Origin of the sequence: Azospirillum sp. TSO22-1, assembly GCF_003116015.1 — a bacterium.
In the GTDB taxonomy this organism is placed as follows: Bacteria; Pseudomonadota; Alphaproteobacteria; order Azospirillales; family Azospirillaceae; genus Azospirillum.
This window is the reverse complement of sequence record NZ_LGQZ01000010.1, coordinates 1-25,067: the sequence shown is the minus strand read 5'-3', so window position 1 is coordinate 25,067 and position 25,067 is coordinate 1. Positions and strand designations below refer to the sequence as shown.

General features: G+C 70.7%; 30 protein-coding genes and 2 tRNA genes. 18 read left to right on the top strand and 14 right to left on the bottom strand.

Annotation, left to right across the window (positions count from 1 at the left end):
- Positions 1-364 precede the first annotated feature (364 nt).
- Positions 365-982 (top strand): N-acetyltransferase, encoded by a 618-nt coding sequence (locus TSO221_RS02685; RefSeq protein ID WP_109116938.1) that lies wholly within the window; start codon positions 365-367, stop codon positions 980-982.
- Between the two features lie 49 nt (positions 983-1,031).
- Positions 1,032-1,105 (top strand) — tRNA-Gly (locus TSO221_RS02680).
- Positions 1,106-1,146: 41 nt separating this feature from the next.
- Here the strand turns inward: TSO221_RS02680 and TSO221_RS02675 are convergent.
- Entirely contained in the window at positions 1,147-1,629 is a 483-nt protein-coding gene (locus TSO221_RS02675) for a nuclear transport factor 2 family protein (RefSeq protein ID WP_109116937.1), read from the bottom strand.
- A gap of 287 nt (positions 1,630-1,916) precedes the next feature.
- Between TSO221_RS02675 and TSO221_RS02670 the strand changes: the two genes are divergently transcribed.
- Positions 1,917-2,453 carry a PAS domain-containing protein gene (locus tag TSO221_RS02670; protein WP_348770248.1) on the top strand — a complete coding sequence of 179 codons (537 nt, stop codon included), beginning with the start codon at positions 1,917-1,919 and terminating at the stop codon, positions 2,451-2,453.
- Positions 2,428-3,723, top strand: coding sequence for a methyl-accepting chemotaxis protein (locus TSO221_RS02665; RefSeq protein WP_146208683.1), 1,296 nt, complete (start codon positions 2,428-2,430; stop codon positions 3,721-3,723). Before TSO221_RS02670 ends, TSO221_RS02665 begins: the two co-directional genes overlap by 26 nt.
- A gap of 55 nt (positions 3,724-3,778) precedes the next feature.
- Here the strand turns inward: TSO221_RS02665 and TSO221_RS02660 are convergent, their stop codons facing one another.
- Positions 3,779-4,783: a Tim44 domain-containing protein gene (locus TSO221_RS02660; protein ID WP_109116935.1), complete on the bottom strand. Its 1,005-nt coding sequence runs from the start codon at positions 4,781-4,783 to the stop codon at positions 3,779-3,781.
- Between the two features lie 136 nt (positions 4,784-4,919).
- The gene (locus TSO221_RS02655) at positions 4,920-5,477 is read right to left on the bottom strand and encodes a helix-turn-helix domain-containing protein (protein ID WP_109116934.1); all 558 of its coding nucleotides are present in this window, start codon (positions 5,475-5,477) and stop codon (positions 4,920-4,922) included.
- Positions 5,478-5,663: 186 nt separating this feature from the next.
- On the opposite strand from TSO221_RS02655, the gene TSO221_RS02650 reads away from it, so the two are divergent.
- Positions 5,664-6,074, top strand: coding sequence for a rhodanese-like domain-containing protein (locus tag TSO221_RS02650; protein WP_199229365.1), 411 nt, complete (start codon positions 5,664-5,666; stop codon positions 6,072-6,074).
- Here TSO221_RS02650 and TSO221_RS34810 read toward each other — a convergent pair.
- A complete protein-coding gene (locus tag TSO221_RS34810; protein WP_146208682.1) occupies positions 6,016-6,231 on the bottom strand; it encodes a hypothetical protein in 216 nt (71 codons plus the stop codon). The two genes, TSO221_RS02650 and TSO221_RS34810, sit on opposite strands and share 59 nt — an antisense overlap.
- A 130-nt stretch (positions 6,232-6,361) precedes the next feature.
- Positions 6,362-6,438, bottom strand: a tRNA-Arg gene (locus TSO221_RS02645).
- Positions 6,439-6,564: 126 nt separating this feature from the next.
- Between TSO221_RS02645 and TSO221_RS02640 the strand changes: the two genes are divergently transcribed.
- Positions 6,565-7,743 (top strand): hypothetical protein, encoded by a 1,179-nt coding sequence (locus TSO221_RS02640; RefSeq protein WP_109116933.1) that lies wholly within the window; start codon positions 6,565-6,567, stop codon positions 7,741-7,743.
- Here TSO221_RS02640 and TSO221_RS02635 read toward each other — a convergent pair.
- From TSO221_RS02635 to TSO221_RS02625, 3 genes are all read right to left on the bottom strand, one after another.
- Positions 7,740-8,885: a PQQ-dependent sugar dehydrogenase gene (locus TSO221_RS02635; protein ID WP_109116932.1), complete on the bottom strand. Its 1,146-nt coding sequence runs from the start codon at positions 8,883-8,885 to the stop codon at positions 7,740-7,742. The genes TSO221_RS02640 and TSO221_RS02635 overlap by 4 nt on opposite strands.
- A 64-nt stretch (positions 8,886-8,949) precedes the next feature.
- A complete protein-coding gene (locus TSO221_RS02630) occupies positions 8,950-9,600 on the bottom strand; it encodes a ChrR family anti-sigma-E factor (protein ID WP_109116931.1) in 651 nt (216 codons plus the stop codon).
- A 2-nt stretch (positions 9,601-9,602) separates the two neighbouring features.
- On the bottom strand, positions 9,603-10,154 hold the full coding sequence (locus TSO221_RS02625; protein WP_109116930.1) for a sigma-70 family RNA polymerase sigma factor: 552 nt from the start codon (positions 10,152-10,154) through the stop codon (positions 9,603-9,605).
- 90 nt (positions 10,155-10,244) lie between these two features.
- On the opposite strand from TSO221_RS02625, the gene TSO221_RS02620 reads away from it, so the two are divergent.
- The 3 genes from TSO221_RS02620 to TSO221_RS02610 all read left to right on the top strand — a co-directional run bounded on the left by TSO221_RS02620 (position 10,245) and on the right by TSO221_RS02610 (position 13,801).
- The gene (locus TSO221_RS02620) at positions 10,245-11,090 is read left to right on the top strand and encodes a GNAT family N-acetyltransferase (RefSeq protein WP_109116929.1); all 846 of its coding nucleotides are present in this window, start codon (positions 10,245-10,247) and stop codon (positions 11,088-11,090) included.
- Positions 11,091-11,222: 132 nt separating this feature from the next.
- The gene (locus tag TSO221_RS02615) at positions 11,223-13,418 is read left to right on the top strand and encodes a penicillin-binding protein 1A (protein WP_109116928.1); all 2,196 of its coding nucleotides are present in this window, start codon (positions 11,223-11,225) and stop codon (positions 13,416-13,418) included.
- Positions 13,419-13,429: 11 nt separating this feature from the next.
- Entirely contained in the window at positions 13,430-13,801 is a 372-nt protein-coding gene (locus TSO221_RS02610) for a cyclic nucleotide-binding domain-containing protein (RefSeq protein WP_109116927.1), read from the top strand.
- Here the strand turns inward: TSO221_RS02610 and TSO221_RS02605 are convergent.
- Positions 13,798-15,018 carry a TIGR03862 family flavoprotein gene (locus tag TSO221_RS02605; RefSeq protein ID WP_109116926.1) on the bottom strand — a complete coding sequence of 407 codons (1,221 nt, stop codon included), beginning with the start codon at positions 15,016-15,018 and terminating at the stop codon, positions 13,798-13,800. The genes TSO221_RS02610 and TSO221_RS02605 overlap by 4 nt on opposite strands.
- 503 nt (positions 15,019-15,521) lie before the next feature.
- Between TSO221_RS02605 and TSO221_RS02600 the strand changes: the two genes are divergently transcribed.
- Positions 15,522-15,725, top strand: a complete 204-nt coding sequence (locus tag TSO221_RS02600; protein WP_109116925.1) for a hypothetical protein — start codon at positions 15,522-15,524, stop codon at positions 15,723-15,725.
- 25 nt (positions 15,726-15,750) lie between these two features.
- Here the strand turns inward: TSO221_RS02600 and TSO221_RS02595 are convergent, their stop codons facing one another.
- Entirely contained in the window at positions 15,751-16,161 is a 411-nt protein-coding gene (locus TSO221_RS02595; protein WP_158283973.1) for a HEPN domain-containing protein, read from the bottom strand.
- Positions 16,162-16,332: 171 nt separating this feature from the next.
- Here TSO221_RS02595 and TSO221_RS02590 point away from each other — a divergent pair, with 171 nt between their 5' ends.
- A complete protein-coding gene (locus TSO221_RS02590; RefSeq protein WP_158283972.1) occupies positions 16,333-18,309 on the top strand; it encodes a methyl-accepting chemotaxis protein in 1,977 nt (658 codons plus the stop codon).
- 177 nt (positions 18,310-18,486) lie between these two features.
- Here TSO221_RS02590 and TSO221_RS02585 read toward each other — a convergent pair whose 3' ends face one another.
- A complete protein-coding gene (locus TSO221_RS02585; RefSeq protein WP_109116978.1) occupies positions 18,487-19,461 on the bottom strand; it encodes a sigma 54-interacting transcriptional regulator in 975 nt (324 codons plus the stop codon).
- 146 nt (positions 19,462-19,607) lie between these two features.
- On the opposite strand from TSO221_RS02585, the gene TSO221_RS35860 reads away from it, so the two are divergent.
- The 4 genes from TSO221_RS35860 to pspC all read left to right on the top strand — a co-directional run bounded on the left by TSO221_RS35860 (position 19,608) and on the right by pspC (position 21,224).
- A complete protein-coding gene (locus tag TSO221_RS35860; protein ID WP_199229364.1) occupies positions 19,608-19,757 on the top strand; it encodes a hypothetical protein in 150 nt (49 codons plus the stop codon).
- 12 nt (positions 19,758-19,769) lie between these two features.
- Positions 19,770-20,441: a phage shock protein PspA gene (gene pspA, locus TSO221_RS02580; RefSeq protein WP_109116923.1), complete on the top strand. Its 672-nt coding sequence runs from the start codon at positions 19,770-19,772 to the stop codon at positions 20,439-20,441.
- A gap of 118 nt (positions 20,442-20,559) precedes the next feature.
- Entirely contained in the window at positions 20,560-20,787 is a 228-nt protein-coding gene (pspB, locus tag TSO221_RS02575; RefSeq protein WP_109116922.1) for an envelope stress response membrane protein PspB, read from the top strand.
- Positions 20,788-20,801: 14 nt separating this feature from the next.
- The gene (gene pspC, locus TSO221_RS02570; RefSeq protein ID WP_109116921.1) at positions 20,802-21,224 is read left to right on the top strand and encodes an envelope stress response membrane protein PspC; all 423 of its coding nucleotides are present in this window, start codon (positions 20,802-20,804) and stop codon (positions 21,222-21,224) included.
- Positions 21,225-21,241: 17 nt separating this feature from the next.
- On the opposite strand, the gene TSO221_RS36755 is transcribed toward pspC, so the two are convergent.
- The 3 genes from TSO221_RS36755 to TSO221_RS02560 form a co-directional block, all read right to left on the bottom strand.
- Positions 21,242-21,367 carry a hypothetical protein gene (locus TSO221_RS36755; RefSeq protein WP_282187700.1) on the bottom strand — a complete coding sequence of 42 codons (126 nt, stop codon included), beginning with the start codon at positions 21,365-21,367 and terminating at the stop codon, positions 21,242-21,244.
- 106 nt (positions 21,368-21,473) lie between these two features.
- Positions 21,474-21,989 carry a hypothetical protein gene (locus TSO221_RS02565; protein WP_109116920.1) on the bottom strand — a complete coding sequence of 172 codons (516 nt, stop codon included), beginning with the start codon at positions 21,987-21,989 and terminating at the stop codon, positions 21,474-21,476.
- Entirely contained in the window at positions 21,986-22,546 is a 561-nt protein-coding gene (locus TSO221_RS02560) for a hypothetical protein (RefSeq protein ID WP_109116919.1), read from the bottom strand. Before TSO221_RS02560 ends, TSO221_RS02565 begins: the two co-directional genes overlap by 4 nt.
- Positions 22,547-22,724: 178 nt before the next feature.
- Here TSO221_RS02560 and TSO221_RS02555 point away from each other — a divergent pair, with 178 nt between their 5' ends.
- The 3 genes from TSO221_RS02555 to TSO221_RS02545 all read left to right on the top strand — a co-directional run.
- Positions 22,725-23,195, top strand: a complete 471-nt coding sequence (locus tag TSO221_RS02555) for a DUF411 domain-containing protein (RefSeq protein WP_109116918.1) — start codon at positions 22,725-22,727, stop codon at positions 23,193-23,195.
- 100 nt (positions 23,196-23,295) lie between these two features.
- Complete coding sequence (locus TSO221_RS02550; protein WP_109116917.1) at positions 23,296-23,790, top strand: PRC-barrel domain-containing protein; 495 nt, start codon at positions 23,296-23,298, stop codon at positions 23,788-23,790.
- Positions 23,791-23,958: 168 nt separating this feature from the next.
- Positions 23,959-25,067 (top strand): cache domain-containing protein (locus tag TSO221_RS02545; RefSeq protein ID WP_146208680.1); only part of this gene is annotated, 1,109 nt, incomplete at its 3' end.

Here is a 25,067-nt window from a genome sequence, read left to right as displayed (position 1 = left end):
CCATAGAATAGGTGTGCGTTTGCCGTGGTGTCCAGGGGAGGCGCCGTCCGCGCCGGCGCTGTGCGGGCCGATGCAGCGGGGACACACCGGAGACCATTTGCGTACCCCCTGTCCCAGTCTCTTGCACCGTCCCTGGCCCGATGTTATATGCGGATCCTTCTGCAACGGCCGAAGAGTTCGCGCCATGCGGCGTCCGTACGCCCTACGACTCCGACGACGGATCAGCACCCCGCGCATCGCGGGTGCGGTCGTCCTTGGGTCGCGTGCGGAAGCCGAGGGGCTTTGCCGGAACTGATCCGGTCCTCCCTCCCGGCGAAGGCGCGACCCGCACCTTCCCCATCTTCCCGCCGGGAGACTCCAGCCGATGATCATCACCCCTGAACTGCCGCGGCACACCGCCGCGATCGAGTCGCTGCTCGACACCGCCTTCGGTCCCGACCGGCTGTCGAAGACCGCCTACCGGCTGCGCGACGGCGTGGCGCCGATCCCTGAGCTGTGCCTGGTGGCGCTGGGCCACGACGACCTGGGCAACGAGGTGCTGAAGGGCACCATCCGCTACTGGCCGGTGAGCATCGGCGAGGGCAAGGTGCCGGCGCTGCTGCTCGGCCCCATCGCGGTGGACCCGGCGCTGCAGGGCAGCGGCCTGGGCAGCCGGCTGATCCGGATGACCCTGAACAAGGCCGCGGCGGCCGGGCACCGGACGGTGCTGCTGGTCGGTGACGCGCCGTACTACCAGCGCTTCGGCTTCACGCGGGACCTGACGCAGGCCCTGCAGTTCCCCGGCCCGGTGGACCTGAACCGGTTCCTCGGGCTGGAGCTGGTGCCCGGCGCGCTGGACGGCGTGTCCGGCATGGTCGGGCGCTGGAACGGCGACGGCGGGATCGGCGGCGGGGAGGCGGCGGCCCCGATGGTCCCCGTCCCTCCTAAGGCGCTGCCGGCGGGCGGCCTGTGGCACGCCCTGCCGGTTCACGCGCCCGCCTGAAACCGGCTGTTGAAACCGGCGGCGGGGTTCCCTATAAACGGGGGGCGGCGCGGGTGTAGCTCAATGGTAGAGCAGAAGCTTCCCAAGCTTACGACGAGGGTTCGATTCCCTTCACCCGCTCCAACGCCTCCCCCGGACCATGAACACTCGACCGGCAACCGCGCTCAGGTGGGCAGCGGAGCCGACTGGCGCGCCAGCAGCTTCCAGGCGCCGCCGTCCTTCTTCCACACCTGCAGCACCTTGATGTGGGCGGTGCTGGTCTTGCCATCCGGCAGGTTGTTCACCGCGTCGAAGGTGTGCCGGGCGATCGCCGTGTCGCCGACCACCTGGATCGCGTGGTCGGACAGGTCCAGCGTCTTGAACGCGTTCTTTCCTTCCAGGCTGGCGACAAAGGCGGCTTTGTCCTCGAGTCGGCCGTTGGAGTGTCCGTAGGTCAGCGGCTCCATCGTCAGCGCCTTCAGCGCCGGACCGTCGCCGGCGAGCATCGCCACGCGCAGCGCCTCCACCGCTTTGGTCACATCGCCCTGCCTGTCCTGCGCGGTGGCACCGGCCAGCGGGGTGACGACCGCCGGCACCGCGAGCGCGATGGCGATGGCGGCCGAGGCGAGAAATCGCCGGCGGGCGGGAATCAGATCGGTTCTGGGCATGTCTTCCTCCGTGTTGTGGTTTGAAGTGCCCCTGCGGACGCCCGCGACGGGCACACACACTAGTATACTAGTGTCCAAGAAAAATGCCAGAGCGTCCCGCGTCGGCGGGTAATCGGTTCAGCGCGTGTTTCAACGACGCACTCACCGTGCCTTGCACAGCTCGTAATTGCGCATAGCCCCCTAAGCATAGGCGGACGTACAGAGCACAACCCGGACGGATCGGCCATACGCTCAATGGACCCATCTAAATTGTGCCATTATCGTTGTTGATGTGAACAACACAGATAATGAGCCGGACGATGGCCAGACCAAAGACCCAACCGACCGGCCACGAGAGCCCATTCTCCGAAAATGAAATAATCGTAACAAAGACAGATACCAAGGGGTTGATCACCTACGCCAATGAAATATTTCTTCGTGTCTCGCATCTTCACATAGACGAGGCGCTCGGCAAACCGCACAACCTGATCCGGCACCCGGACATGCCACGCTGCATCTTCAAGCTTTTGTGGGAAAGGTTGACTGGCGGTAAGGAGATGTTCGCCTACGTGCTCAATCTGGCGAGCAACGGCGATCACTACTGGGTGTTCGCGCACGTCACGCCGAGCGCCGATGCCAGAGGCCGGATCGTCGGCTACCACTCCATGCGCCGCAAACCGGCGGCGCCCCAGGTCGAGGCGGCCCGCACGCTCTACCGCACGCTGCTGGACGAGGAGCGCGCCGCTGCCAGCCCCACCGAGGGCATGCAGCGTTCCACCGACCGCCTGATGTCCATCCTGCGCAGCAAGGGAGTCGACTATGACGAATTTGTCTTCGCTCTCTAAAGCCCTGCTGTTGACCGCGCTCGCCGCCGCGGCGGTGCTGGCCGACATGGCACTGCCATGGCTGCTGAACGCCGGGATGGCCGGACATCTGGTCATGCTGGCGCTGATCGCCGCGGCGGCGGTCGAGCTGGTGCGGACGGCGCGCGCCCTCGGCCGCGCGGCGGCGGTGTGCGAGGCGGTGGCGGCCGGCGACCTGGAGGTGCGCATTCTCACGGCACCCGAGCCCGGCGACATCGGCCGCCTGCAGCGCAGCGTCAACAACCTGCTGGACATCACCGACGCCTTCGTGCGCGAGGCCAGCGGTTCGGCCCGCTACGTCGCCGAGGGCAAGTACTTCCGCAAGGTGCTGCTGCAGGGGCTGCCCGGCAGTTTCCGCACCGCCGCGCGCACGCTGAACGAGGCGACCGAGCGCATGGAGGCACGAGTCGAGGAGTTCGCCGCCTACACCAGCGAGTTCGAGCGCAGCATCGGCGGCATCGTCACCGGCGTGTCGAGCGCCGCCGGCGACATGCGCTGCAGCGCCGAGACCATGTCGCGCACCGCTAGCCAGACCAGCGAGCAGGCGGTCACCGTCGCCGCGGCGGGCGAGCAGGCCTCGGCCAACGTGCAGACGGTGGCGACCGCGACGGAGGAGCTGTCCTGCTCGATCGGCGAGATCAGCCGCCAGATCACCCTGACCTCGACCATCGCCCGCACCGGCGTCGAGCGCGCCGAGCGCGCCAACGTCACCGTGCGCGGCCTGACCGACGCGGCGCAGAAGGTCGGCGACGTGGTGCGGCTGATCAACGACATCGCGCACCAGACCAATCTGCTGGCGCTGAACGCCACCATCGAGGCGGCGCGGGCCGGCGAGGCGGGCAAGGGCTTCGCCGTGGTGGCCGGCGAGGTGAAGGCGTTGGCCAGCCAGACCGCACACGCGACCACCTCCATCGGCGAGCAGATCGAGGCGATCCAGCACGCCACCCAGGAGGCGGTGACCGCCATCGCCGAGATCGGCGGCGCCATCCTGGAGATGAGCGGCATCGCCGGCACCATCGCCTCGGCGGTGGAGGAGCAGGCGGCGGCCTCGCACGAGATCGCCCGCAACGTCCAGCAGGCGGCGCAGGGCACCGAGGAGGTCTCCGCCCGCATCGCCAGCGTCCGCCAGGCGGCCGGCGAGGCCGGCGAGACGGCGGGCCAGGTGTTCTCCGCCGCCTCCGTGCTGTCGCAGCAGGCGGAGCAGCTGCGGACGGACGTGGACCGTTTCCTGGCGAAGGCGAAAAGGGCGTAGGAGCAAAAAGAAAGGGGCGCCGCCCGGGCGCCCCTTTCCCTTATCGGATCACCCCTCAGCGGGTCTGCTGGATCGCCGAGAGGATCCAGCGGCCGCCCTGGCTGCGGACGAAGGTCCACAGCTCGGCCGCCTCGGTCGGGCGGCTGGGGTCGCCCTCGACGACACGGCCGGTGGCGCGGTCCACCGTCACGTCGATCAGCGAGAAGCGCATGGCGACCGTGGCGTACTCGGTGTTCCCCTCGCGCCACGCCTCGGACAGGTCGCCCTGCAGCAGGCGGACGTCGGAGGTGCGGTTCGCCGTGCCGCGGCTGGCGTTGGCGGCGAGATCCTCGGAGAAGTACGAGAGCATCTCCGGCGTCGCCATACCGCGCAGCGCGGCGAGGTCCTCGGCCGCATAGGCTGTCTGGATGGAGACCAGCAGGCGCTCGAACTCCTGGTAGTCCTGCGGGCCGATGCCGACCTCGTCACGCGGACGCGCGCTACCACCGCCGAGGCCGCCACCGCCAAGCGGAGCACCGCCCAACGGGCCGCCGCCCATCGGGTTGCCCTCGCGGCGCAACGGCTCGGCCGCCGCCGAGGCGTAGGCCGGCGACGGCCCGGCGCTGCGGTTGCGGAAGAAGCGGATCGCCAGCCGGACCAGGACGACGACCAGGACGACCTGCAGGATGAAGCCGAGGATGCCGGCGAAGCTGCCCAGGCCGCTGAAGAAGCCGCCGCCGAACAGCAGGCTGCCGATGCCGGCGCCGATCAGGCCGCCCATCAGGCCGGACATGAAGCCGCCGCCGCCGAACCAGCCGCGCGACGGCGCCGGGGCCGGTGCACCCGTCGGGGCCGAGGGGCGCGGCGCGGTCGGCTGCGCCATCGAGCGCTCCATGGGGGCGGCGGTGCTCGGCGCGGTGCTGGTGGCCGGAGGCGCGGAGTAGGTGCGCGAGCCCCGGCTGCCGCTGGAGCTGGAGCTGCCGGCACGGGCGTCGGCGCCGCTGGCCGACAGGGCGACGGCCAGCGCCACCACGATGGCGGCGAAGGCACGGGTGCGTCGGGAACGGGAGTCGTGGGTCATGGCTCGTTCGTCGTTGGGCCCGCGGAGCGCGGGACGCCGCATATGTGGGGACGGTCCCGTTCCCGTTTTAGAGGGGGAACCGGCGCTTGTCACGTGCGCAACAATTGGGCATACGAAACAGTGCGGCGATGCCCGGTCAGGCCGTGCGGATCCCGTGCTGACGCAGCAGGTTGTAGAGCGTCGGCCGGCTGACCTCGAGCAGGCGCGCCGCCGCCGACAGGTTGCCGTCCACCCGCGCCAGCGCGTCGAGCACCGCCCGGCGCTCGGCCGCGTCGCGCACGGCGCGCAGCGTCGGCGGCGCGTCGCCGGCCAGCCGGCGCCCCTCCTGCTCCAGCGCGTTGCGGTGATGGGCGCGCTCGATCACCACGGCGAGTTCAGCGGGCTCGGCGGCCCGCGGCACCACGTCATGGGCGCCCAGCGCCACCGCGCGCGCCGCCGCCGTGCGGTCGCTTCCGCCGTCGAGCATGACCACCTTGCAGGCCGGCGCCTCCGCCAGGATGGCGCCGAGCGTCGCCGTCCCCTCGCCGCCCGGGCCGAGCGGCACCAGGGCGACCGTCGGCCGGTGCGCCTTGACAGCCACCACCGCGCTGGCGCGGTCGATGGTGACGACGATGCGCCAGGAGCGCAACGCGTCGCACAGCGTGCGGCCGAGGGCGGACTCGTCGTCGGCGAGAAGCAGCGTGCGCAGGATCATGGCCCCCTAACCAGGTCCGGTGGACGATGCGGCGTGGCGCCAGAATGGTCGGCGCTTCCCCGGCTGTCCAAGGCGCGTTGGCATGACGCGGCGCGCAATTGTGGCAAATTCTTGTTATCGAAGGGGGTGGCCGGCCCTGTTACAAGGACGGGAACGGCAATCAGGAAGCCACCGGAGGAGTCCCCCATGGCGTTGACGAAGGGCTACAAGGATCTGCTGGCCGAGGCGAACGCCCGCATCGAGACGGTGACGGCGGAACAGGCGCGCGTCTGGTTCGAGTCCAAAGATCCCGACGTGGTCTTCGTCGACATCCGCGACCCGCGCGAACTGGAGCGCGACGGCATGGTCCCAGGCGCGCTGCACGCGCCGCGCGGCATGCTGGAGTTCTGGGTCGATCCGGAGAGCCCATACCACAAGCCGGTGTTCGCGTCGGGCAAGCGCTTCGTCTTCTACTGCGCCAGCGGCTGGCGCTCGGCGCTGGCCACCGACACGCTGCGCGCCATGGGACTGGCGCCGATCTGCCACCTGGGCGGCGGCTTCAAGGGATGGAAGGAGGCCGGGCATCCGGTCGGCCAGCCACCCCGGAAGGAGAAATAGGCCGGCGGAGCGCCGCGACGGCATCGTGCTCGGCGGCCTGGATCGCTTCGGCGATCAGGCGCTCGAAGGTGCGCTCGGCGACCACCGAGAACAGGTCGATGCGGAAGCTGCCCTGCAGCGCCTGGCGCAGTCGTCGGGCCCGTTCGCTCGGCGTCATCCCCACCCCCTTCGTACGCGTGGCAACGGTGTGAAGCGTACGCGGACCGGCGCCGCGGGCAACGGCGTGGGTGGCGTACGCCGCGACGCGATTCCGGATGTGCCCGAACGGGCCGATGGACGGGAAAGGGTGGTGACCCCGGCTGGACTCGAACCAGCTGCCTACGGTTTAGGAAACCGTCGCTCTATCCGGATGAGCTACGGGGCCGCCGCGAGCGCTTATAGCACGCCTTTTCGCGCGTTTCAGCGGCAAATCAGAGCCCTGCGCTTTTCCGCCCGGGCCGTTTCGGCTGGGCAAGCCGGCGCACGTGCGTATACTGCCCCGATGTCACGCATGCTGTTCCTACGCGACATCCAGGTCGACATCCAGATGCGCTGCCGCGGCTGCGGGCACGAAGGGGTGCTCGCGCGCCCGGATCTGGAGCGGCGGTTCGGCCCCAACTACCCGGTGCTGTCGATCGCCCCGCACTACCGCTGTTCGCGCTGCAACTCCAAGGACGTCGAGAGCGGCCCGGCACCGAACGCGTCGGCCGCCTTCTCCGCCGCCCCGGCGACGCCGGAGGATTTCGGCGGCGCGCTGGGCGCGCTGCAGGGGCTGCTGGATTCGGTGCGCGGCCAGCCGGAGCCCGGGGACCCGGCCCCCAGGCCTTCAGAACCCAAGGACGACGTCCAAGACCTGATGGGCGACGACCTGCTCGACACCATGGTCGAGGAGCCCGAGGAGGACGAGGCGCCGCCCCCTCCCCAGGCGCCCTCCATCGTCGAGACGCACGAGGAACCGGAAACCGACGAGTTCGACGAGCTGTTCGCCAAGCTGGTGGCCGCGCGCGCGGACGACGACGGGAAGGACGAGGAGGAAGAGGAGCCGCCTCCCCCACCGCCCCCGGCTCCGGCCGATTCGCCCTTCGACGAGACGCTGGCCGCGCTGCGCGCCCTCACCTCGGAAGCTGACGCCCAGGACGAGGAGGCGGCGGACGAGTTCGCGGGCGAGCACCCGCTGTACGACGAGACGGCGGAAGCGCTGGACGAGGCGCTCGACGCGCTGGAGGAACCGCCGGAAGACGAGGAACCGCCAGAAGACCTCGACGACATCCCGGACGAGGAGATCCTGTCCTTCGCCATCCGCGACCCCGACGCCCGCGCCGCGCCGGAACCGGCGGACGAACTGGACGAGGAACCGGAGGAGGACGAGCCGGAGGACGAGGAGCCTCTGGACCTCGCTGCCTACCGCCGCCCGCCGCCGGAGCACGGCTCGCTCGACGAAAGCCTCGCGGCGTTGCGCGCGCTGGTCGAGAAGGCCGCCGAGGAGCCGGAACCGGAGCCGAAGAAGAAGCCGCGCGCCCGCGCCGCCGCCGTCGAGGACGAACCGGCGGAGGAACCGCCTCCGCCGCCGGTGAAGACGGCGCAGGAGAAGTCGCTGGAGGAGACGCTGGCGCAGTTGCGCGGCATGCTCGACCTGGACAAGGATCCCGGCGAGGAAGGCGAGCCGGTCATCAAGCCGCGGCGGCGCTAGCCCCGCCCCGCCGGCGCCACCCTCAGCAGCTCCCCGCGGTCCTCGTCGGTCAGCAGGTAGAGCGCGCCGTCCGGTCCCTGCCGCACGTCGCGGATGCGTTGGCCCAGTTCGCCGAACAGCCGCTCCTCGTGCGTCACGCGCGTGCCGTCCAACTCCAGCCGCACCACGCAGCGGCACACCAGCCCGCCGTTGAACAGGCTGCCCTTCCAGCCGGGCACCGCGTCGGCGGTGTAGAACGCCATGCCCGACGCGGCGATCACCGGCGTCCACTGATAAATCGGGTCCTCCATCCCCGGGGCCTTCTGCTGCCCGGTGCCGACCGGCGTGCCGTCGTAGTTGACGCCGTAGCTCACCACCGGCCAGCCGTAGTTCCTCCCTGGCTGCGGCACGTTGATCTCGTCGCCGCCGCGCGGGCCGTGCTCGCTGGTCCACAGGGCGCCGGTCGCCGGGTTCAGCGCCGCCCCCTGCATGTTGCGGTGGCCGTAGGACCAGATCTCCGGCAGCGCGCCGGCCTTGCCGACGAACGGGTTGTCCTTGGGCACCGAGCCGTCGGGGCGGATGCGCACCACCTTGCCGAAGTGCGAATCCAGGTCCTGGGCGCGGGTGCGGAACTGCGGCTCGGAGCGCTCGCCCAGCGTCACGAAGAGGTTGCCGGCGCGGTCGAAGACCAGCCGCGAGCCGAAATGCAACCGGCTCTGCACCTTGGGCTTCTGCGAGAAGATCACCCGGACGTCGCGCAGCGACCGCCCGTCCTCGTTGAGCGCGCCGCGCGCCACCGCGGTGGAGTTGCCGCCCTCCCCCGGCTCGGAAAAGCTCAGATAGACCAACCGGTTGCGGCCGAAATCGGGATCGAGCGCGACGTCGAGCAGCCCGCCCTGCCCCCGCGCGTCCACCCTGGGCACGCCGGCGACCGGTTCCGACACCGCGCCGGCCGCGGAGACCAGCCGCAGCCGGCCCGGCCGCTCGGTCACCAGCATGCCGCCGCCGGGCAGGAAGGCCATGCCCCAGGGATGCTCCAGCCCACCGGCGACGGTGGTGACGCGCAGCGTCGCCTTCTCGGTGCGGATGGTCCGTTCGGTGGCGCCGGCCCCGGCGCAGCCCATCAGGGTCGCGGCGAGGGCGGCCAGCACGGCGGTGCGCATGGGGCCTCCCTAGGTCGAGTGGTCCCCCAACAGGTGGGCCCGGCCGCGCGCCGCTCAAGACGGCCTACGCCGTCGGCCCCGGTTCATCCAGAAAGACGACCTCTCCCTCCACCAGGAGCAGGCAGATGCACTCTCCCGCCTCGTCCCCGGTGGCGTGGTGGTCGGAGCCGGGCTCGTACTGGATAAGGTCGCCGAGGCGGAACCGGCCGTACTCGTCGCGGAAGGCACCCTCCAGGACCAGCAGCATCTCGGCCGCTTCGTGCCGGTGCGCCGGCACCGTCACGCCCGGCGCCATGCGCAGCAGGCGGGCCAGGCTGCCGCCGGTGCCCCGGCTCCAGGACGACACCCAGACGCCCGGCACCATGGCGGTCCAGACGCGGTCCCGCACCGGGCCGTCGAGCCAGGAGCGCAGCGGCTCCGGCACCGCCTCGGCGGTGGCCGGCCGCGGACGCGGCGGCGGGACGGACGCCCGGGGCTCGGCGCCGAGCCGGCCGTGCAGGCGCTCCAGGATGGCATCCAGGTGGCCATCGGCGGACACGGAGGGAGTCTCGTCGAACCAGGCGCCGCACTGCGCCTCGAACGCGGCGACGCGCTCCCGGCAGGACGGGCAATAGGCGAGGTGCGTGGCGACCAGCAGGGACCTCGCCTCCCGCAGCCCGCCACCGGCGTAGCCGAACAGGAGATCGTCCTGCGGATGGTGGCCGGGCAGACCCATGCTCACGCCGTCTCCTTCACCGACCGCCGGAGTTGCGCGAGCGCCGCGCGCAGGCGGGTTTTTACCGTGCCAAGCGGGATCCGCCTCTCCTCGGCAATCTCGCTGTGCGATTTGTCCTCATAATACGACAACCGGAGCGCTTCGGTTTGTTCGGGCGACAGCTTTTTCATTGCGTCACGCACGAAACGTCCATCCAGGGCGACCTGCGCCTCCTCCTCCGGCGAGGGCGGCGGCAGGGTGGCCATGGCCGGGTCGTGCGGGTCGGGCGCCGGGCGCGCCTCGCGGCGGATGCGGTCGATGCGCCGGTTGCGCACGATGGTGAACACCCAGGTTGCCGCCGAGGCCTGCACCGGGTCGAACGTCTCGGCACGCAGCCACAGCGTCAGCATGACATCCTGCACCAGTTCCTCCGCCACCGAGCGGTCGGAGCCGAGCCTCAGCACGTACGCCTCGATCTTCGGCGCGAAGTGCCGGTACAGCGCGTCGAACGCCGCCCGGTCGCGATGGCGCGCCACCGCGAGGATCAGGTCGTCGAAGGGCGGGGCTGCGGACATGCGGCTCCAGGAAGGCTGACCGGCGCAGCCTAGCACGCCCCGGTTAACGTAAGATATCCTGGTATGGCAGACATCCGGAGGGAGGACGGCATGGCGGGCGGGGACCGGGCGGTGCGGGTGGCGACGGCCGACGAGGTGGCGCTGATCGTGGATTGGGCCGCCGCCGAGGGCTGGAACCCCGGCACCGGCGACGCCGCGTGCTTCCGCACCCAGGACCCGGCGGGTTTCTTCGTCGGCATTGAGGACGGCGCGCCGGTCTCCGCCGTGTCGGTGGTGAACTACGGCGACGCCCTCGCCTTCCTCGGCCTCTACATCGTACGGCCGGACCGGCGCGGGCGCGGCTGGGGCATGGCGACGTGGCGTGCAGGGCTGGCGCACGCCGGCGCGCGGCCGGTCGGGCTCGACGGCGTGGTGGCGCAGCAGGACAACTACCGCAAGTCCGGCTTCGTCCTGGCGCACCGCAACATCCGCTACGGCGGCACGGTGGCGCCGGGACGGCATGACCCGGCGGTGGTGCCGGTGGCGGAGGTGCCCTTCGCCGACCTCGCCGCCTACGATTCCCGATGCTTCCCGGCGGAGCGGCCGGCGTTCCTGCGCGCCTGGACCACCGCGCCGGGGCACCACGCGCTGGCCCTGCTGCGCGGCGGCCGGCTGGCCGGCTACGGCGTCGCCCGCCCCTGCCGCGAAGGCCACAAGATCGGCCCGCTGTTCGCCGACGACCGCCCGGCGGCCGAGACGCTGTTCGACGCGCTGACCGCGGCGGCCGGCGGCGGTCCGGTCTTCCTCGACGTGCCGGAGCCGAACGCGGCGGCGGTGGATCTCGCGCGGTCGCGCGCCCTGGCGCCCGTGTTCGAGACGGCGCGCATGTACACCGCGCCGGTGCGCCCGGTGGCGGACGGCCGGGTGTTCGGCATCACGACCTTCGAACTGGGGTGATCGAGCCACAGCGTCACCGTTTCGCCACGTTCCGGGGACAAAACTCGGACGGGGTAGCCCACCTCTTTCGCGCAGCGCGGGTGCGGCGTATATCACGCCGGGGTGGGTTGACGGAAAGGCAGCGGCAGCGCCGTGACATCGAACCGGTCGGACGAACTGTTTGCGGGATTGCGTCCCGTCCACTCGCACGAGGAGGACAAGCCGCTCCGCCTGCCCAAGCCGAAGCTGCCGAAACTCCCCAAGCTCAAGCTGACCCGCCGCGCCAAGCGGCCGAAGCCGGAGCGCCCCTCCGGAGGCCACCAGCCGCCGCCCCCGCCGCGCCCCAAGGCACAGAAGCCGAAGCCGGCGGCGCGCCGGCGCTCCTGGCTGCGCACGCTGGGCACCTGGACGGTGGTGGCGGGGATCTGGGGCGGCATGGCGGCGGGCGCTGTGCTCGCCTACTTCGCCTACGACCTGCCGGACATCGGCGCCGTGGCACAGGCCGAGCGGCGGCCGGCGGTCATCGTGCTGGCCGGCGACGGTACCGAGTTCGCCCGCTTCGGCGACCTGCACGGCACCGTGCTGACCGTCAAGGAACTGCCGCCGCACCTCGTCAACGCCGTGCTGGCGATCGAGGACCGGCGCTTCTATTACCATTTCGGTATCGATCCGATCGGCCTGGCGCGCGCGGTCTACGTCAATTGGCGGTCCGGGCGGGCGGTGCAGGGCGGCTCGACCATCACCCAGCAGCTCGCCAAGAACCTGTTCCTGACGGCGGAGAAGTCGCTCAGGCGCAAGATCCAGGAGGCGATGCTGGCGCTGTGGCTGGAGCGCCGCTTCAGCAAGGACCAGATCCTCACCGCCTACCTGAACCGCGTCTACCTGGGGGCCGGCACCTACGGCGTCGACGCCGCGGCGCGCACCTATTTCGGCAAGCCGGCGACGCAGGTGGACGTGCGCGAGGCGGCGATCATCGCCGGGCTGCTCAAGGCGCCGTCGCGCTACGCCCCCAGCGCCAACCCCGACGAGGCGGCGGAGCGCGCCAAGGTGGTGATGGGCGCCATGGTGGACGGCGGCTTCATCACCGCGCAGGAACTGGAGGTCGCCAAGTCCACCCCGCCGGCGCCGAAGCGCAAGCCGGGCGGCGACGGCCGCTACTTCGCCGACTGGGTGACCGAACTGGTCAACGGCTTCATCGGCGCCGAGCACGGCGACGTGGTGGTGAGGACGACGTTGGACCTCAAGATGCAGCGCGCCGCCGAGAACCGGGTGCAGGAGATCCTGACCGGCCCCGGCGCGCAGCAGAACGTCGGGCAGGCCGCGGTGGTCGCCATGGCGCCGGACGGCGCGGTGCGCGCACTGGTCGGCGGCCGCGACTACGACGCCAGCGAGTTCAACCGCGCCACCCAGGCGCGCCGGCAGCCGGGCTCGTCCTTCAAGCCGTTCGTCTACCTCGCCGCCCTGCAGCAGGGCTGGAGCCCGGACAGCACCATCGAGGACACGCCGCTGCGCATCGGCACCTGGGCGCCGAGCAACTACGAGGGCAAGTTCCGCGGCAGCGTCACGCTGGCCACCGCGCTCGCGCATTCCTCCAACGTCGGCACCGTCCGCCTGATCGAGCGGGTCGGCGTGGACCGGGTGCGGCAGCTGGCGGCCTCGTTCGGCGTCGGCTCGCCGCTCGGGCGCGACCTGTCGCTGGCGCTGGGCACCAGCGAGGTGACGCTGCTGGAACTGACGCGCGCCTACGCCGGCCTCGCCAACCGCGGCGTGCCGGTGCTGCCCTACGCCATCACCGAGATCACCGACCGCCAGGGCAACGTGCTCTACCGCCGCCAGGGCGGCGGCGCCGACCCGGTGGCCGATCCGGCGCAGGTGGGACAGCTGGTCCGCATGATGACCGGCGTGGTGGAAGTCGGCACCGGCAAGTCGGCGAAGCTCGACCGCCCGGTGGCCGGCAAGACCGGCACCACGCAGGACTACCACGACGCCTGGTTCATGGGCTTCACCGCCGACCTGGTGGCCGGCGTCTGGCTGGGCAACGACAACAACGCCGAGATGAAGCGCGTCACCGGCGGCAGCCTGCCTGCCAAGCTGTGGCACGCCTTCATGGCCGACGCCCACGCCGGCCTGCCGCCGCGGCCGCTGCCCGGCATGGACGGCGTCGCCGGCCCGGCCTACGTCGCCGCCGCCCCGCTGCCGGCGGGCGAGCCGGCGCACGGCAAGCCGGCACCGTCCGGCGGTGGCGGTGGGGGCGGCGGCATCGGCGGGCTGATCGACCGGCTGCTCGGCGGCGCCTCGGCGCCCGGCGCGCCGGTGGTCCGCGCCGACCTGCCCAGCCACACCCGGTGACGGGGGCGCGCGTGTCGCCGCCGGCCTTCGAACCCAAGGCGTTCCCGCCCCGCCGCTTCGAGGAGGGCGCCTTCCTCTTCCGCGAGGGCGACCCGCCCGGCTGCGCCTACGTGGTGCAGTCCGGCAAGGTGGAGATCTTCCGAGGCCAGGGGGCGAGCCGCCGGTTGCTCGGCGCGGTCAGGCCGGGCGGCATCTTCGGCGAGATGGCGCTGATCGACAACAGCCCGCGCATGGCCGACGCCATCGCGGCCGAGACCACGGTCTGCCTCGTCATCCCGCCCGCGGCCTTCCGCGAGAAGCTGGAGAAGGCCGATCCCTTCATCCGGGCGCTGCTGCGGATCCTGGTGAAGAACACCCGGTCGATGGCGGAGACGATGGATTAGGCTGCGCCCAGCCAGTCCACCACGCCCTTCCCCGCCTTCACCCCCGTCGCGAAGCAGCCCTGCAGCAGGTAGCCGCCGGTCGGCGCCTCCCAGTCCAGCATCTCGCCGGCGACGAAGACGCCCGGCAGGCCGGTCAGCATCAGCCGGTCGTCCACCGCGTCGAAGCGCACGCCGCCGGCCGAGGAGATGGCGCGCTCGACGGGACGCACGGCGGTCAGCGGCACCGAAAGCGCCTTGATGTGCCCGGCCAGCGCCGCAGGGTCGGACAGGTCGGCCACCGGCGCGAACTCGCGCAGCAGGGCGGCGCGCACGCCGGTCAGGTTCAGCGCCTTCTTCAGGAAGGTGGACAGCGATTCCGCCCCGCGCCCGCGCAGGCGCTTGCGCAGGTCCTCCTCGCGGCGCTCCGGCATCAGGTCGATGGTCAGCGCCGCCCAGCCGTCGCGCTCGATGGCATCGCGGATCGGCGCGCTGAGCGCGTAGACGGCGCCGCCCTCGATGCCGGTCTCGGTGACGACGAACTCGCCCTTCACCCGACGCTCGCCGAAGGACAGCGCGACGCTCTTCACCGGCTCGCCGGCGAAGCGGGTGCGCAGGTGCTCCGACCACGGCACCTCGACGCCCATGTTGGACGGGCGCAGCGGCGCCACGTCGATGCCGCAGGCCTGCAGGATCCCGGTCCAGGCGCCGTCGGAACCGGTGCGCGGCCAACTCGCCCCGCCCAGCGCCAGCACCACCGCCCTGGCCGTCACGGCGACGGGAGCGCCGTCGGGCCCGGAGACGCGCAGCGCGCCGTCCTCGCCCCAGCCCAGCCAGCGGTGCCGGGCGTGCAGCGTCACGCCGAGCCCGGCCAGACGGCGCAGCCACGCGCGCACCAGCGTGGACGCCTTCATCCCCGTGGGAAACACCCGGCCGCTGGAGCCGACGAAGGTCTCGATTCCCAGTCCCGCCGCCCAGGCGCGCAGGTCGTCCGGCGTGAAGCCGGCGAGGCAGTCCGCGAAGAACCCGGCGCTCTCGCCGTAGCGGCCGACGAAGGAGTCCAGCGGTTCGGAATGCGTCAGGTTCAGCCCGCCGCGCCCGGCCAGCAGCAGCTTGCGCGCCGGCGAGGGCATGCGCTCGAACACGGCGACGGAACGGCCGCTGCCGGCGATCACCTCGGCCGCCATCAGCCCGGCCGGGCCGGCGCCGATCACCACGACGTCGGTCTCAAGGATGGTCATTGAAACCCTTTCCAGGCACCACGTCCGTCACCAACACCCGCACTCCCGCCGCGAATCAGAACCGCTACCCTGTGGTGTTCGCGGGCGGAAGGCAAGACGCGTCGATGCCGGCGACAAGCCCCCGTCGAAGGCCGCCGTGACGGAGCCTGGAGAGGTGCTGTCGGGCAGGACAAGAAAATCCCGCCCCGGCGGCCCATCGTTCATAGACACCTCGCCGCATCCGGCACTGAAGGACGCTTCCGCGAAGGTCCAATGCCAGCCCCTTCACCATCCCGCGCAATCGTTCTTACAACGCAATCAAAAGGTTTCGGTTTGATTCCGATTCCCATTTTCGGTAACGTTAGCTAGCATTGCAAAGTGCGGCCAGCGAAACACAGCCTGTATCACGAGACTAGTATTCAGGTCTTTGAATTGGCCCCGCTGTATCACAGACACTACGTTTTGGTTTGTTCTGATCTGCAAGATGAAGGCAGGGTGTGTGCTACATGGGTGTTACACCGACGATGAGCTTGAGGGTCCCGGCCTGCCCAGAGACACGACGCGCCCTGCGCGAGACCGCGCGCGCCCTGCGTGAGGGGGGGATCACGGCGGCACGCCTGCTCTCCTGGCTCGCCGGCGAGCAACTGGCGGCCGACAGCCTCGCCGACCGCCTGAAGGCCCTCGAGGATCGGGTCAACGCCCTGGAGACGGGCCACAGGAGCGCGTGAGCGAGAGCTTCCCGACAGAAAGAAGCTACGACGCCGGCGCGGCGGGTGCCGCCGCCATGCACGCACGGATCCGCTCCGCCGCCGCGACCGCGCCCTCGGCCTGGGTACGCGTGACCAGCTCGAACGGCGCCACGCCTTCGTAGCTGCACTGGCCGCTCAGCACGGCCAGCGCGGACATCAGGATGTGTCCGTCCTCCATCAGGTCCTCGGACACCACCATTCCCGCCTCGTCCCGCACCCGGCCGAGCAGCAGGAGCAGGTTCTGCTGTCCCAGGACCCGGCCGTCGTGCGCCACCAGCACCGCCTTGATCGCCTTGCCCGCCGCCTCCGCGGCGGCGAGGCAGGCCCAGTCATGGTGCCCCGCCGCCAGCGCGGCGTGGGCGTGCTCCAGGTCGTGCGCGGATTGCCGCACCCAGGCGGCCGTCATTTCGGGCATGGCGCTCGCTCCCCGCTGCCGATGGGAAAAGGGCAGCGCAGACATAGGGTTGTTGTCAAGATTCGGGCCGCACGCAGAAATCTGCGCCAAATTGTCTCAAATGCTCAGCTGTCTCCGTTAACGAATAGGTGGTATCACCATCGGCCAGGCTCATCGGCGGAGGATTGCAGCGTGCGCGACAACGGCCCCATCACCAACCGGGAAGTGGAACTGGGTGACGGCGACCTGATCGTGTCGCGCACCGATCCCAAGGGCAAGATCACCTTCGTCAACAAGACGTTCGTCGATATCAGCGGCTTCTCCGAGGAGGAGCTGATCGGCGCGCCGCACAACATCCTGCGTCACCCCCACATGCCGGCCGGCGCCTTCGCCGACCTGTGGGCCACCATCAAGGCCGGGCGGCCCTGGGAAGGGCTGGTCAAGAACCGCACGAAGTCCGGCGACCACTACTGGGTGCGCGCCAACGTCACGCCGACCCTCGAGAACGGCCAGATCACCGGCTACATCTCCATCCGCTCCAAGCCGTCGCGCGCCCAGATCGCCGAGGCCGAACGGATCTACGAGCTGTTCCGCACCGGGCGCGCCGGCAACCTGACGGTGCGCGAGGGCGTGGTGGCGTCGAAGGGCATCCGGGCCCGCCTGGACGACCTGTGCGCCAGCGTCGCCGGACGGACGGTCGGCGCCTTCGCGCTGATGGGCACGCTGCTGGCCTGGGCCGGCGCCTCGGCGCTGGACGGCATGGCCGCGGTCGGAGCGGCGGCCGGCGCGCTGGCGCTGGCCGGCGCGCTGGCGGCGGCGCTGGTGGCCACCGTGCGCACACCGCTGCGCCGCTTCGAGGACCATCTCGACCACGTCGCCCGCGGCGAGCTGATGCACGAGGTGGAGACCGCCGCCACGCCGGAGTTCCGCCGCCTGAGCGCGCTGCTGCGCACCATGAAGGCAACCATCGCCTACTCGATCCAGGAACGCGCCGAGCGCGAGCGTCAGGCCGCCGAGGACCGCCGCAAGGCGCTGCTGGAGATGGCCAACACCGTCGAGACGGAGGCCGGCGCCGCGGTGGAACAGGTGGCGATGCGCACCCGCGCCATGGCGCAGGGCGCCGACACCATGGCCAATTCCGCCGACCGGGTCAGCCAGCACTCGCAGGGCGTGGCCGCCGCGGCCGAGGAGGCGCTGGCCAACGCCCAGGCGGTCGCCGCCGCCACCGAGCAGCTCGCCGCTTCGATCCGCGAGATCACCGGCCAGGTGGCGCACGCCGGCTCGGTCACCAAGTCGGCGGTGGGCGACAGCAAGCAGTCGGAGCAGGCCATCGTCTCGCTGTCCGACGCGGTCGGCCGCATCGGCGAGGTCGCCGGGCTGATCCAGGACATCGCGGCGCAGACCAACCTGCTGGCGCTCAACGCCACCATCGAGGCGGCGCGGGCGGGCGAGGCCGGCAAGGGCTTCGCCGTGGTGGCCGGCGAGGTGAAGAACCTCGCCAACCAGACGGCGCGCTCGACCGAGGAGATCACCCGCCAGATCCAGGAGATCCAGGCCGCCACCCGCGACGCGGTGGCCGCGGTGTCGGGCATCGGCCGCACCATCGGCGACATCGACCACATCTCCGCCTCCATCGCCGCCGCCATGGAGGAGCAGGCCGCCGCCACCCAGGAAATCAGCCGCAACGTCGCCGAGACCAGCGCCGCGGCGCAGGAGGTGGCCTCGCTGATCTCCTCGGTATCGCGCGACGCCGACGAGACGCGCGGCCAGGCGGTCGGCGTGCACTCCACCTCCGACGAGGTGTCCGAGGGCATCCAGACGCTGCGCCAGGTGCTGGTGCGCGTGGTGCGCACCTCGACCAAGGAGACCGACCGCCGCATGTCGGCGCGCTACCGCTGCAACACCGCCTGCACCGTCCGCACGGCGACCGGCGAGCAGCGCGGCACGCTCAGCGACATCTCGGAGGGCGGCGCCACCCTGGCCGGGTTCGCCGGCACCGACGTCGGCCAGACCGGCATCCTGTATGTGGCGGAGTTCGGGCTGGAGGTGCGCTTCGAGGTCTGCTCGATCTCCTCCGGCCGCCTGCACGTCCGTTTCCGCGATCCGGACGATCGCGCCATCCGGGCGCTGGGCACCATGCTGACGCGGCTGTCCGGGCGCGCGGCGTAACAGCATCAAGCCCCTCTCCTTCGATGGGAGAGGGGGAAATCCTCGCGACGCCAGGATTTACCACAGAGACACAGAGACACGGAGGAACACAGAGACGGATTTCCTCTGTGTTCCTCCGTGTCTCTGTGTCTCCGTGTTTATCGCTGTCACCGCGTGGATTTTGGGATCGCGGCCCTCTCACCCGACCAGCCCGTACTTGCGCAGGTAGCCGCGCAGCTGGTGGTAGCTCAGGCCGAGGTCGTCGGCGGTGCGGCGCTGGTTGAAGCGGTTGCGCTCCAGCGCCGCCTTGAGCATCGCCGTCTCGAACGCCGTCACGCGCTCCAGGAACGGGCCGCCGGGATCCTCCGGCGGATCGGCCGCGGGGGCCGGCGGCGGCGGGCGCCACGCCGGGCGGAAGGGATCCAGCACGATGGCGTCCACCGGCGCGTCGGGATCGGCCGCCGCCACCGAGCGCTCCACCGCGTTGCGCAGCTCGCGCACGTTGCCGGGCCAACCGTGCCCGCGCAGGTCGTCCAGCGCCCGCGGCGTGAAGCCGGGGAACAGCGGCCGGTCCAGTTCGCGCACCATGCCCAGCGCGAAATGCTCGGCCAGCACCGGGATGTCCTCCGGCCGCGACCGCAGCGGCGGCAGATGCACCACGTCGAAGGCGAGGCGGTCCAGCAGATCGGCGCGGAAGCGGCCGGCCTCGGCCAGCGCCGGCAGGTCGGCGTTGGTGGCGCCCACCACGCGCACGTCCACCGTCTGCGTGCGGCCCCCGACCCGCTCGATCTCGCCATACTCGACGGCGCGCAGCAGCTTTTCCTGAACGGCGGCGCTGGAGGTCGCCAGTTCGTCGAGGAACAGGGTGCCGCCGTCCGCCTGCTCGACCCGGCCGGTGTGGCGGCGGGTGGCGCCGGTGAAGGCCCCCGCCTCGTGGCCGAACAGCTCGGAATCCAGCAGCGTCTCCGGGAGTGCTGCGCAGTTCACCTTGACGAAGGGCCGGTCCCAGCGCCGCGACAGGTAGTGCAGGCGGGCGGCGATCAGCTCCTTGCCGGTGCCGCGCTCGCCGATCACCAGCACCGGCCGCTCCAGCGGCGCCACCCGCGAGACGTGCGCCAGCGCGGCCTGGAAGGCCGGCGACTGGCCGATCAGCGGCGGCGGGCTAACGGGCATCATGGTGAGATCGGCGATGAATTCGTGGAATAAACCAATATCTCGCCAATACAGCTAAGCACATCATCGTCGCAGATCAAGGAATCCCTGGAGTCCGGCGTCTGGCACGGCGGTTGCGATGGAGGGTGCACGTCAAGGAGACCGCTATGAGCGACACCACCGACCGTTATCGCACCCATCGCCGCCCGGACTGGTCCGACACGCTGGCGCGGGTGCGCGCCTACCTGCGCAGCCGGCCGACCGAGTCCTGGCTGTTCTTCTTCGCCGGCATCGTCGCCGGCGCCATCCTCGGGTAAGGACCGATCCCCATGAGCATCTTTTCGCGCCTGACGGACATCGTGCAGTCCAACATCAACGCGCTGCTCGACCGCGCCGAGGAGCCGGAGAAGCTGATCCGCCTGATCATCCAGGAAATGGAGGACACGCTGGTCGAGGTGCGCTCCTCCACCGTCAAGATCATCGCGGAGAAGAAGGAGATCGAGCGCCGTGTCGGCGATCTCACCCGCGAGCGCGACGAGTGGGAGCGCAAGGCCGAGATCGCGCTGGGCCGCGACCGCGAGGACCTTGCCAAGGAGGCGCTGCGCCTGCGCACCCGCGCCGCCGAGGAGGTCGACACGCTGACCGAGCAGCTGATCCAGGTCGAGGCGGCGCTGGCCAAGGCCAACGACGACATCGGCCGTCTGCAGGCCAAGCTGACCGACGCCAAGAACCGCGAGAAGGCGCTGGTGGCGCGCACCAAGACCGCCGCCAACCGCGTCAAGGTGCGCGAGCGCCTGAACGACGACCGCATCAACGAGGCATTGTCACGCTTCGAGCAGGTGGAACGGAACCTGGACGAGCTGGAAGGCCGCGTCGAGGCGCACGACCTGGGCCGCCGCAAGTCGGTCGCCGAGGAGATCGCCGAGCTTGAGGCCACCCACAAGCTCGACGAGGAACTCGCCGCGCTGAAGGCCCGCGTCGCGGCCCGCAAGGGCTCGTAAGGATCCCTCGCCCCCTCCCTGGTTATCCCCCGCTGTTCACCGGGGTGGGGGCCTCTTTTTCCGGGCGCGACCATCCTCACATCTGCGTCGACCGACCCAACCAAAGGCTCAATCCGCCATGGGCTTCTTCGGCTTCGTGCTGTCGATCCTCCTCGTCACCGTCGTGCTCCCGGTGTGGATCGTCTTCCACTACGTCACCAAATGGCGCACCCAGCGCGGCCTGTCCGCCCAGGACGAACGGCTGCTGGCCGAGCTGTGGGACACCGCCAACCGTCTGGAAACCCGCATCCACACGCTGGAACGCGTGCTCGACGCCGAGGCGCCGGGCTGGCGCGCCAAGGTCTGAAGGGAGGGGCCGTCATGACCCAAGACAATCGAAATTCGGGGCCATCTCCATTTGACTCACCGAACCCGCACCGACTGTACCGCAATCCGCGGAACGGCTACGTCGCCGGCGTGTGCGCGGGCATCGCCGACTATTTCGGGATCCAGTCGTTCCTGATCCGCCTGGCCGTGGTGATCGGGGTGTTCGTCTTCAGCGTGCCGGTGCTGATCGCCTACGTCATCGCCGCGCTGGCGCTGCCGCCGCGGCCGGAGCGGCTGTACCGCTCGCAGGAGGACGAGGAGTTCTGGCGTACCGTCGCCATCAAGCCCGACCGCTCGCTCGCCGGGCTGGCGCAGCGCTTCCGCGACGTCGAGAAGCGCGTCGTCGGCCTGGAGGCCTACGTCGCCTCCAAGGAGTACGAACTGAACCGCGCCTTCCGCGACCTGGAAAAGCGGTGAGGAAGAAGCAGTGAGGATCAGCGGCGAACGCGCCGCCGGTCCCGGGTGCGGATGCGCACCGGCTTCAGGTTCCGCGAGCCGGCGGCCACCACCATGCCGGCGAGCGCCAGCCCCATCGTCGCACCGAACACAAGCAGATCCATGCGGACACCTCCTTGACCCTTCATAACGATGGTCGGGCCAAATCGTTGACAAGAGGTGGACAAAAAAGTGGACACGGCGGGAGCGTGACGGTTTTTTTTTGCCGCCCTACTCCGCCCGCGGCTCGATGGACTGGATGGTGAAGCCCTTCGCGTGCGGGAAGCGGGCGGCCACCTTCTCGCGCGCCTTGTGCTCGTCCAGACCCCACACCAGAAAGCGCCGGCCCCGCTTCCAGCTGTCGAGCGCCGGGCGCTCCAGGTTGGCGTTGACCTTCTCGGCGTAGGAAGCGTTGGAGATCCTCACCAGCCAGCCCAGGTCGTTCTGCGTGTGCCGGTCGTCGAGCACGAAGATGCGCCGATCCACCGCGCCCAGCGCGCGCAGCCGCTCTTCCAGCTCCTCGCAGGCGAACTCCATGGCGGTCTTGCGGCGCCTGGCGGCGGTCAGCTCGCGCCGGAGGCCGAGGGTCTGGCGGGCGGCGCGCTTGATGCGCTCGACCTGCTGCTGCCGGCGCGCCTGCGCCTTGTCGATCATCGCCGCGGTCTCGCGCAGGCGCTTGGTCGCCTGGCTCATGGCGAAGGCCATCGCGGTGGCGCCGACCATGCCGGCGAAGACGAACGCCATCATGCCGCCTTGCCCTCCCCGGCCGCCGGGGTGCCCACCTCGAACAGCGAGACGATGTGGTAGCCGAAGGCCGGCGGGTAGCGCGCCTCGATCATCTTGCGCGCGTCGGCCAGCGCCGGCGCCCAGATCTCCATGTCCTGCGGCTGCGCCCAGCGGGCGTCGATGAAGGCGTGCTGGGTCTGCGCGGCGGAGCCAACGTACTTGTTCAGCACCTGGGCGTGGAAACAGTGCAGGCCCTTGACCTCCTCGCCGATCAGGTGGACCACCCGCTCGCCGCTGCGCAGCAGGTCGGCGACCTGCCGCTCCAGCTGGCCGCGGCGGCGCGCCACCTCGCTGGTCGCGTCGTGGACCGCCTTGATCTCCTTGCGGCGTTCCTCGCGGCGCGCCTCCAGCCCCTGCTCCAGCCGGGCGCGGCGCACCAGCATGTCGCGCACACCCAGCGAGCCGTGCTTCTGCTCGATCATCCGCTCGCCCACGACGACCACCAGTCTGGCGATGCCGAAGGCGACGCCGGAGAACGCCAGCGCGTAGAACAGGGCTTGGCCGTAGGTCTGCCACATGCAGAGGGAATCCCGTGGGGAACCGTCCAGAGATACCGAGACAATCAGCCTATATCAATAGGCTTAGCTTCAGCGTTGCAGCATACCCCCCGTTCGGACGGGATGTACTTGAGCTTGATCAAGGCGGCCACCACGCCGGGCCATTACCGTCGCACCAGCATTCGAGAGGTGCACGACCATGACGATGTCGCGACGGACGCTGATGACCGCCCTGCTGGGCACGGTGGCCGCCGGCGGTGCGCTGGCGCTGCTGCGCGGGATGACCTCCCCGGCCGACGCCGCACCGGCGGTGACGGTGTGGAAGGCGGCAAGCTGCGGCTGCTGCGGCGGCTGGGTGGACCACATGCGCAACGCCGGCTTCCCGGTGACCGTGCACGTGGTGGACGACGTGGACCCTGTGAAGGCGCGCCTGGGCGTGCCGGAGCGGCTGCAGTCCTGCCACACGGCGGAGGTGGACGGCTACGTGCTGGAGGGCCACGTCCCGGCCGACAGCGTCGCCCGCCTGCTGCGCGAACGCCCGGCCGCCAAGGGCCTGGCGGTGCCGGGCATGCCGCAGGGCTCGCCGGGCATGGAGACCGGCGCCAAGGACCCGTACCAGGTGGTGCTGTTCGGCGGCAGCGCCGGCATGCGGGTCTACGAGACGCGCTGAGCGGAACCTTTACCGTCTCCGTAAGGTTGGCGGGGTGACGACGGGCGGTGCCGGGGGTGCCGTCCGCACGCGTTTCCACGCACCCCAAAGGAGACAGACGATGAAGCGCACGCTTCTCCTCGGCGCGGTGGCCACCCTGATGGCCGCCACCGGCGCCATGGCGCAGACGAACCCCGCCCAGCAGCCGAACAGCGCCACCCAGCAGGGCATCACCCAGCAGCAGCAGAACCCGTCCATGGCGCCGAACGCCGTCGGCGACAAGGCGGGTATGGGCACCGCCGCCTCGCTCGACCACATGATGGGCAAGGACGTCTACGGCGCCGAGGGCAATAAGATCGGCTCGGTCGAAGACATCATCCTCGACCCGCAGACCGGCAAGGCGCAACTGGCGGTGATCGAGCGCGGCGGCCTGCTCGGCATCGGCGGCAAGAGCTTCGCCATCGACTACACCCTGCTCGGCATGGAGGGCGACCGCCTGGTCGCCAAGCAGGTGACCGAGGCCCAGGCCAAGGCAATGCCCGAATTCAAGTACGGCGACAACGCGGTGTCGTACAACCGCAGCCGCAACCAGGGCAGCGGCACCGTCAAGCAGTAACGCACGCGGCGCGGGGGCCGGACCTGCACCGGCCCCCGCTTTTCACGCTCGTCTCGCAGCAATTTGACGCGAATTTTACCGGCAATCCAGCTATGCGCGTACCGATGGTTCTGTTAGGGTCCGTATTCCCCTGCCGATAGGGCATATGCGGAACGGTGTGGCGCCATCATGCAGCTGATCTCCCGGATCTCCATCTCGACCAAGGTCACGATCCTCAACCTCGCCGGCATGCTGCTGCTCAGCGCCGCGGTGCTGATCGTCATCGGCCAGGTGCTGGCCCGCGACCTGGAGCGGCAGGCGGTGGACATGCAGACGCTGTCCATGCAGATCGCCTGGAGCGCCTTGAACCGCCTGGGCGGCGACTTCGCCATCGCCGACGGCAAGCTGAAGCGCGGCGACGCCGTGCTGAACGAGAATTACGAGATCGTCGACAACATCAAGCAGATCACCGGCGGCACCGCCACCCTGTTCCAGGGCGACACCCGCGTCGCCACCAACGTGCTGAAGGACGACGGCAGCCGCGCCATCGGCACCAAGCTGGCCGCCGGCCCGGCCTACGACGCCGTGCTCCGCCAGGGCGTGCCGTACCGCGGCGTCGTGCAGATCCTCGGCGAAGACTACTTCGCCGCCTACGACCCGCTGAAGGACCGCAACGGACAGGTCGTCGGCATCCTCTACGTCGGCATCAAGAAGAGCGTCGTCTTCCAGAGCTTCAACGGCAACATGCGGCTGGCGGCGCTGGGCGTGGCCGGCTTCGCGGTGGTGCTGGCGTTCCCGGGCTACCTTTTGCTGCGCCGGCTGCTGCGGCCGCTGGGCACGCTGAAGCGGGCGATGGACGCGCTGTCGTGCGGCGACCTGAACGCCCCCATCGACGGCACCGGCCGCGGCGACGAGATCGGCAACATGGCGCGCGCCGTGGTCGTCTTCCGCGACGGCATGGCCGAGGCCGAGCGCCTGCGCGCCGAGCAGGAGCGCCAGCGCGAGGAGGCCGAGGAGCAGAAACACCGCGCGCTGGAGATGATGGCCGAGACGGTCGAGCGCGAGAGCCGCGACGCCGTCGAGCGCGTCGCCCAGCACACCCAGGCGATGGACGCCAACTCCGGCCAGATGGCGGAGTCGGCATCCCGAGTCGGCAGCAACGCGCAGGACGTCGCCGCCGCCGCCGCGCAGGCGCTGAGCAACGCTCAGACCGTCGCCTCGGCCTCCGAACAGCTCTCCGCCTCGATCCGCGAGATCGGCGGGCAGGGCAGCCAGGCCAGCAGCATCACCCCCCACCC

Coding starts and splice junctions, on each gene's coding strand:
- TSO221_RS02565 (WP_109116920.1), bottom strand. CDS start 21,989: ATGATGGCGTTCGTCTTCGCCGGCATGGTCGGCGCCACCGCGATGGCC.
- TSO221_RS02595 (WP_158283973.1), bottom strand. CDS start 16,161: ATGCCCGAAATGACGGCCGCCTGGGTGCGGCAATCCGCGCACGACCTG.
- TSO221_RS02625 (WP_109116930.1), bottom strand. CDS start 10,154: ATGTCCGCAGCCCCGCCCTTCGACGACCTGATCCTCGCGGTGGCGCGC.
- TSO221_RS02655 (WP_109116934.1), bottom strand. CDS start 5,477: ATGATCCTGCGCACGCTGCTTCTCGCCGACGACGAGTCCGCCCTCGGC.
- TSO221_RS02550 (WP_109116917.1), top strand. CDS start 23,296: ATGAAGCGCACGCTTCTCCTCGGCGCGGTGGCCACCCTGATGGCCGCC.
- TSO221_RS02665 (WP_146208683.1), top strand. CDS start 2,428: ATGACGAATTTGTCTTCGCTCTCTAAAGCCCTGCTGTTGACCGCGCTC.
- TSO221_RS36755 (WP_282187700.1), bottom strand. CDS start 21,367: ATGGATCTGCTTGTGTTCGGTGCGACGATGGGGCTGGCGCTCGCCGGC.
- pspC (WP_109116921.1), top strand. CDS start 20,802: ATGACCCAAGACAATCGAAATTCGGGGCCATCTCCATTTGACTCACCG.
- TSO221_RS02660 (WP_109116935.1), bottom strand. CDS start 4,783: ATGACCCACGACTCCCGTTCCCGACGCACCCGTGCCTTCGCCGCCATC.
- TSO221_RS02670 (WP_348770248.1), top strand. CDS start 1,917: ATGAGCCGGACGATGGCCAGACCAAAGACCCAACCGACCGGCCACGAG.
- TSO221_RS02585 (WP_109116978.1), bottom strand. CDS start 19,461: ATGCCCGTTAGCCCGCCGCCGCTGATCGGCCAGTCGCCGGCCTTCCAG.
- TSO221_RS02685 (WP_109116938.1), top strand. CDS start 365: ATGATCATCACCCCTGAACTGCCGCGGCACACCGCCGCGATCGAGTCG.
- TSO221_RS02600 (WP_109116925.1), top strand. CDS start 15,522: ATGAGCTTGAGGGTCCCGGCCTGCCCAGAGACACGACGCGCCCTGCGC.
- TSO221_RS02635 (WP_109116932.1), bottom strand. CDS start 8,885: ATGCGCACCGCCGTGCTGGCCGCCCTCGCCGCGACCCTGATGGGCTGC.
- TSO221_RS02620 (WP_109116929.1), top strand. CDS start 10,245: ATGGCGGGCGGGGACCGGGCGGTGCGGGTGGCGACGGCCGACGAGGTG.
- TSO221_RS34810 (WP_146208682.1), bottom strand. CDS start 6,231: ATGACGCCGAGCGAACGGGCCCGACGACTGCGCCAGGCGCTGCAGGGC.
- TSO221_RS02605 (WP_109116926.1), bottom strand. CDS start 15,018: ATGACCATCCTTGAGACCGACGTCGTGGTGATCGGCGCCGGCCCGGCC.
- TSO221_RS02630 (WP_109116931.1), bottom strand. CDS start 9,600: ATGGGTCTGCCCGGCCACCATCCGCAGGACGATCTCCTGTTCGGCTAC.
- TSO221_RS02675 (WP_109116937.1), bottom strand. CDS start 1,629: ATGCCCAGAACCGATCTGATTCCCGCCCGCCGGCGATTTCTCGCCTCG.
- pspB (WP_109116922.1), top strand. CDS start 20,560: ATGGGCTTCTTCGGCTTCGTGCTGTCGATCCTCCTCGTCACCGTCGTG.
- TSO221_RS02650 (WP_199229365.1), top strand. CDS start 5,664: ATGGCGTTGACGAAGGGCTACAAGGATCTGCTGGCCGAGGCGAACGCC.
- TSO221_RS02640 (WP_109116933.1), top strand. CDS start 6,565: ATGCTGTTCCTACGCGACATCCAGGTCGACATCCAGATGCGCTGCCGC.
- pspA (WP_109116923.1), top strand. CDS start 19,770: ATGAGCATCTTTTCGCGCCTGACGGACATCGTGCAGTCCAACATCAAC.
- TSO221_RS02560 (WP_109116919.1), bottom strand. CDS start 22,546: ATGTGGCAGACCTACGGCCAAGCCCTGTTCTACGCGCTGGCGTTCTCC.
- TSO221_RS35860 (WP_199229364.1), top strand. CDS start 19,608: ATGAGCGACACCACCGACCGTTATCGCACCCATCGCCGCCCGGACTGG.
- TSO221_RS02555 (WP_109116918.1), top strand. CDS start 22,725: ATGACGATGTCGCGACGGACGCTGATGACCGCCCTGCTGGGCACGGTG.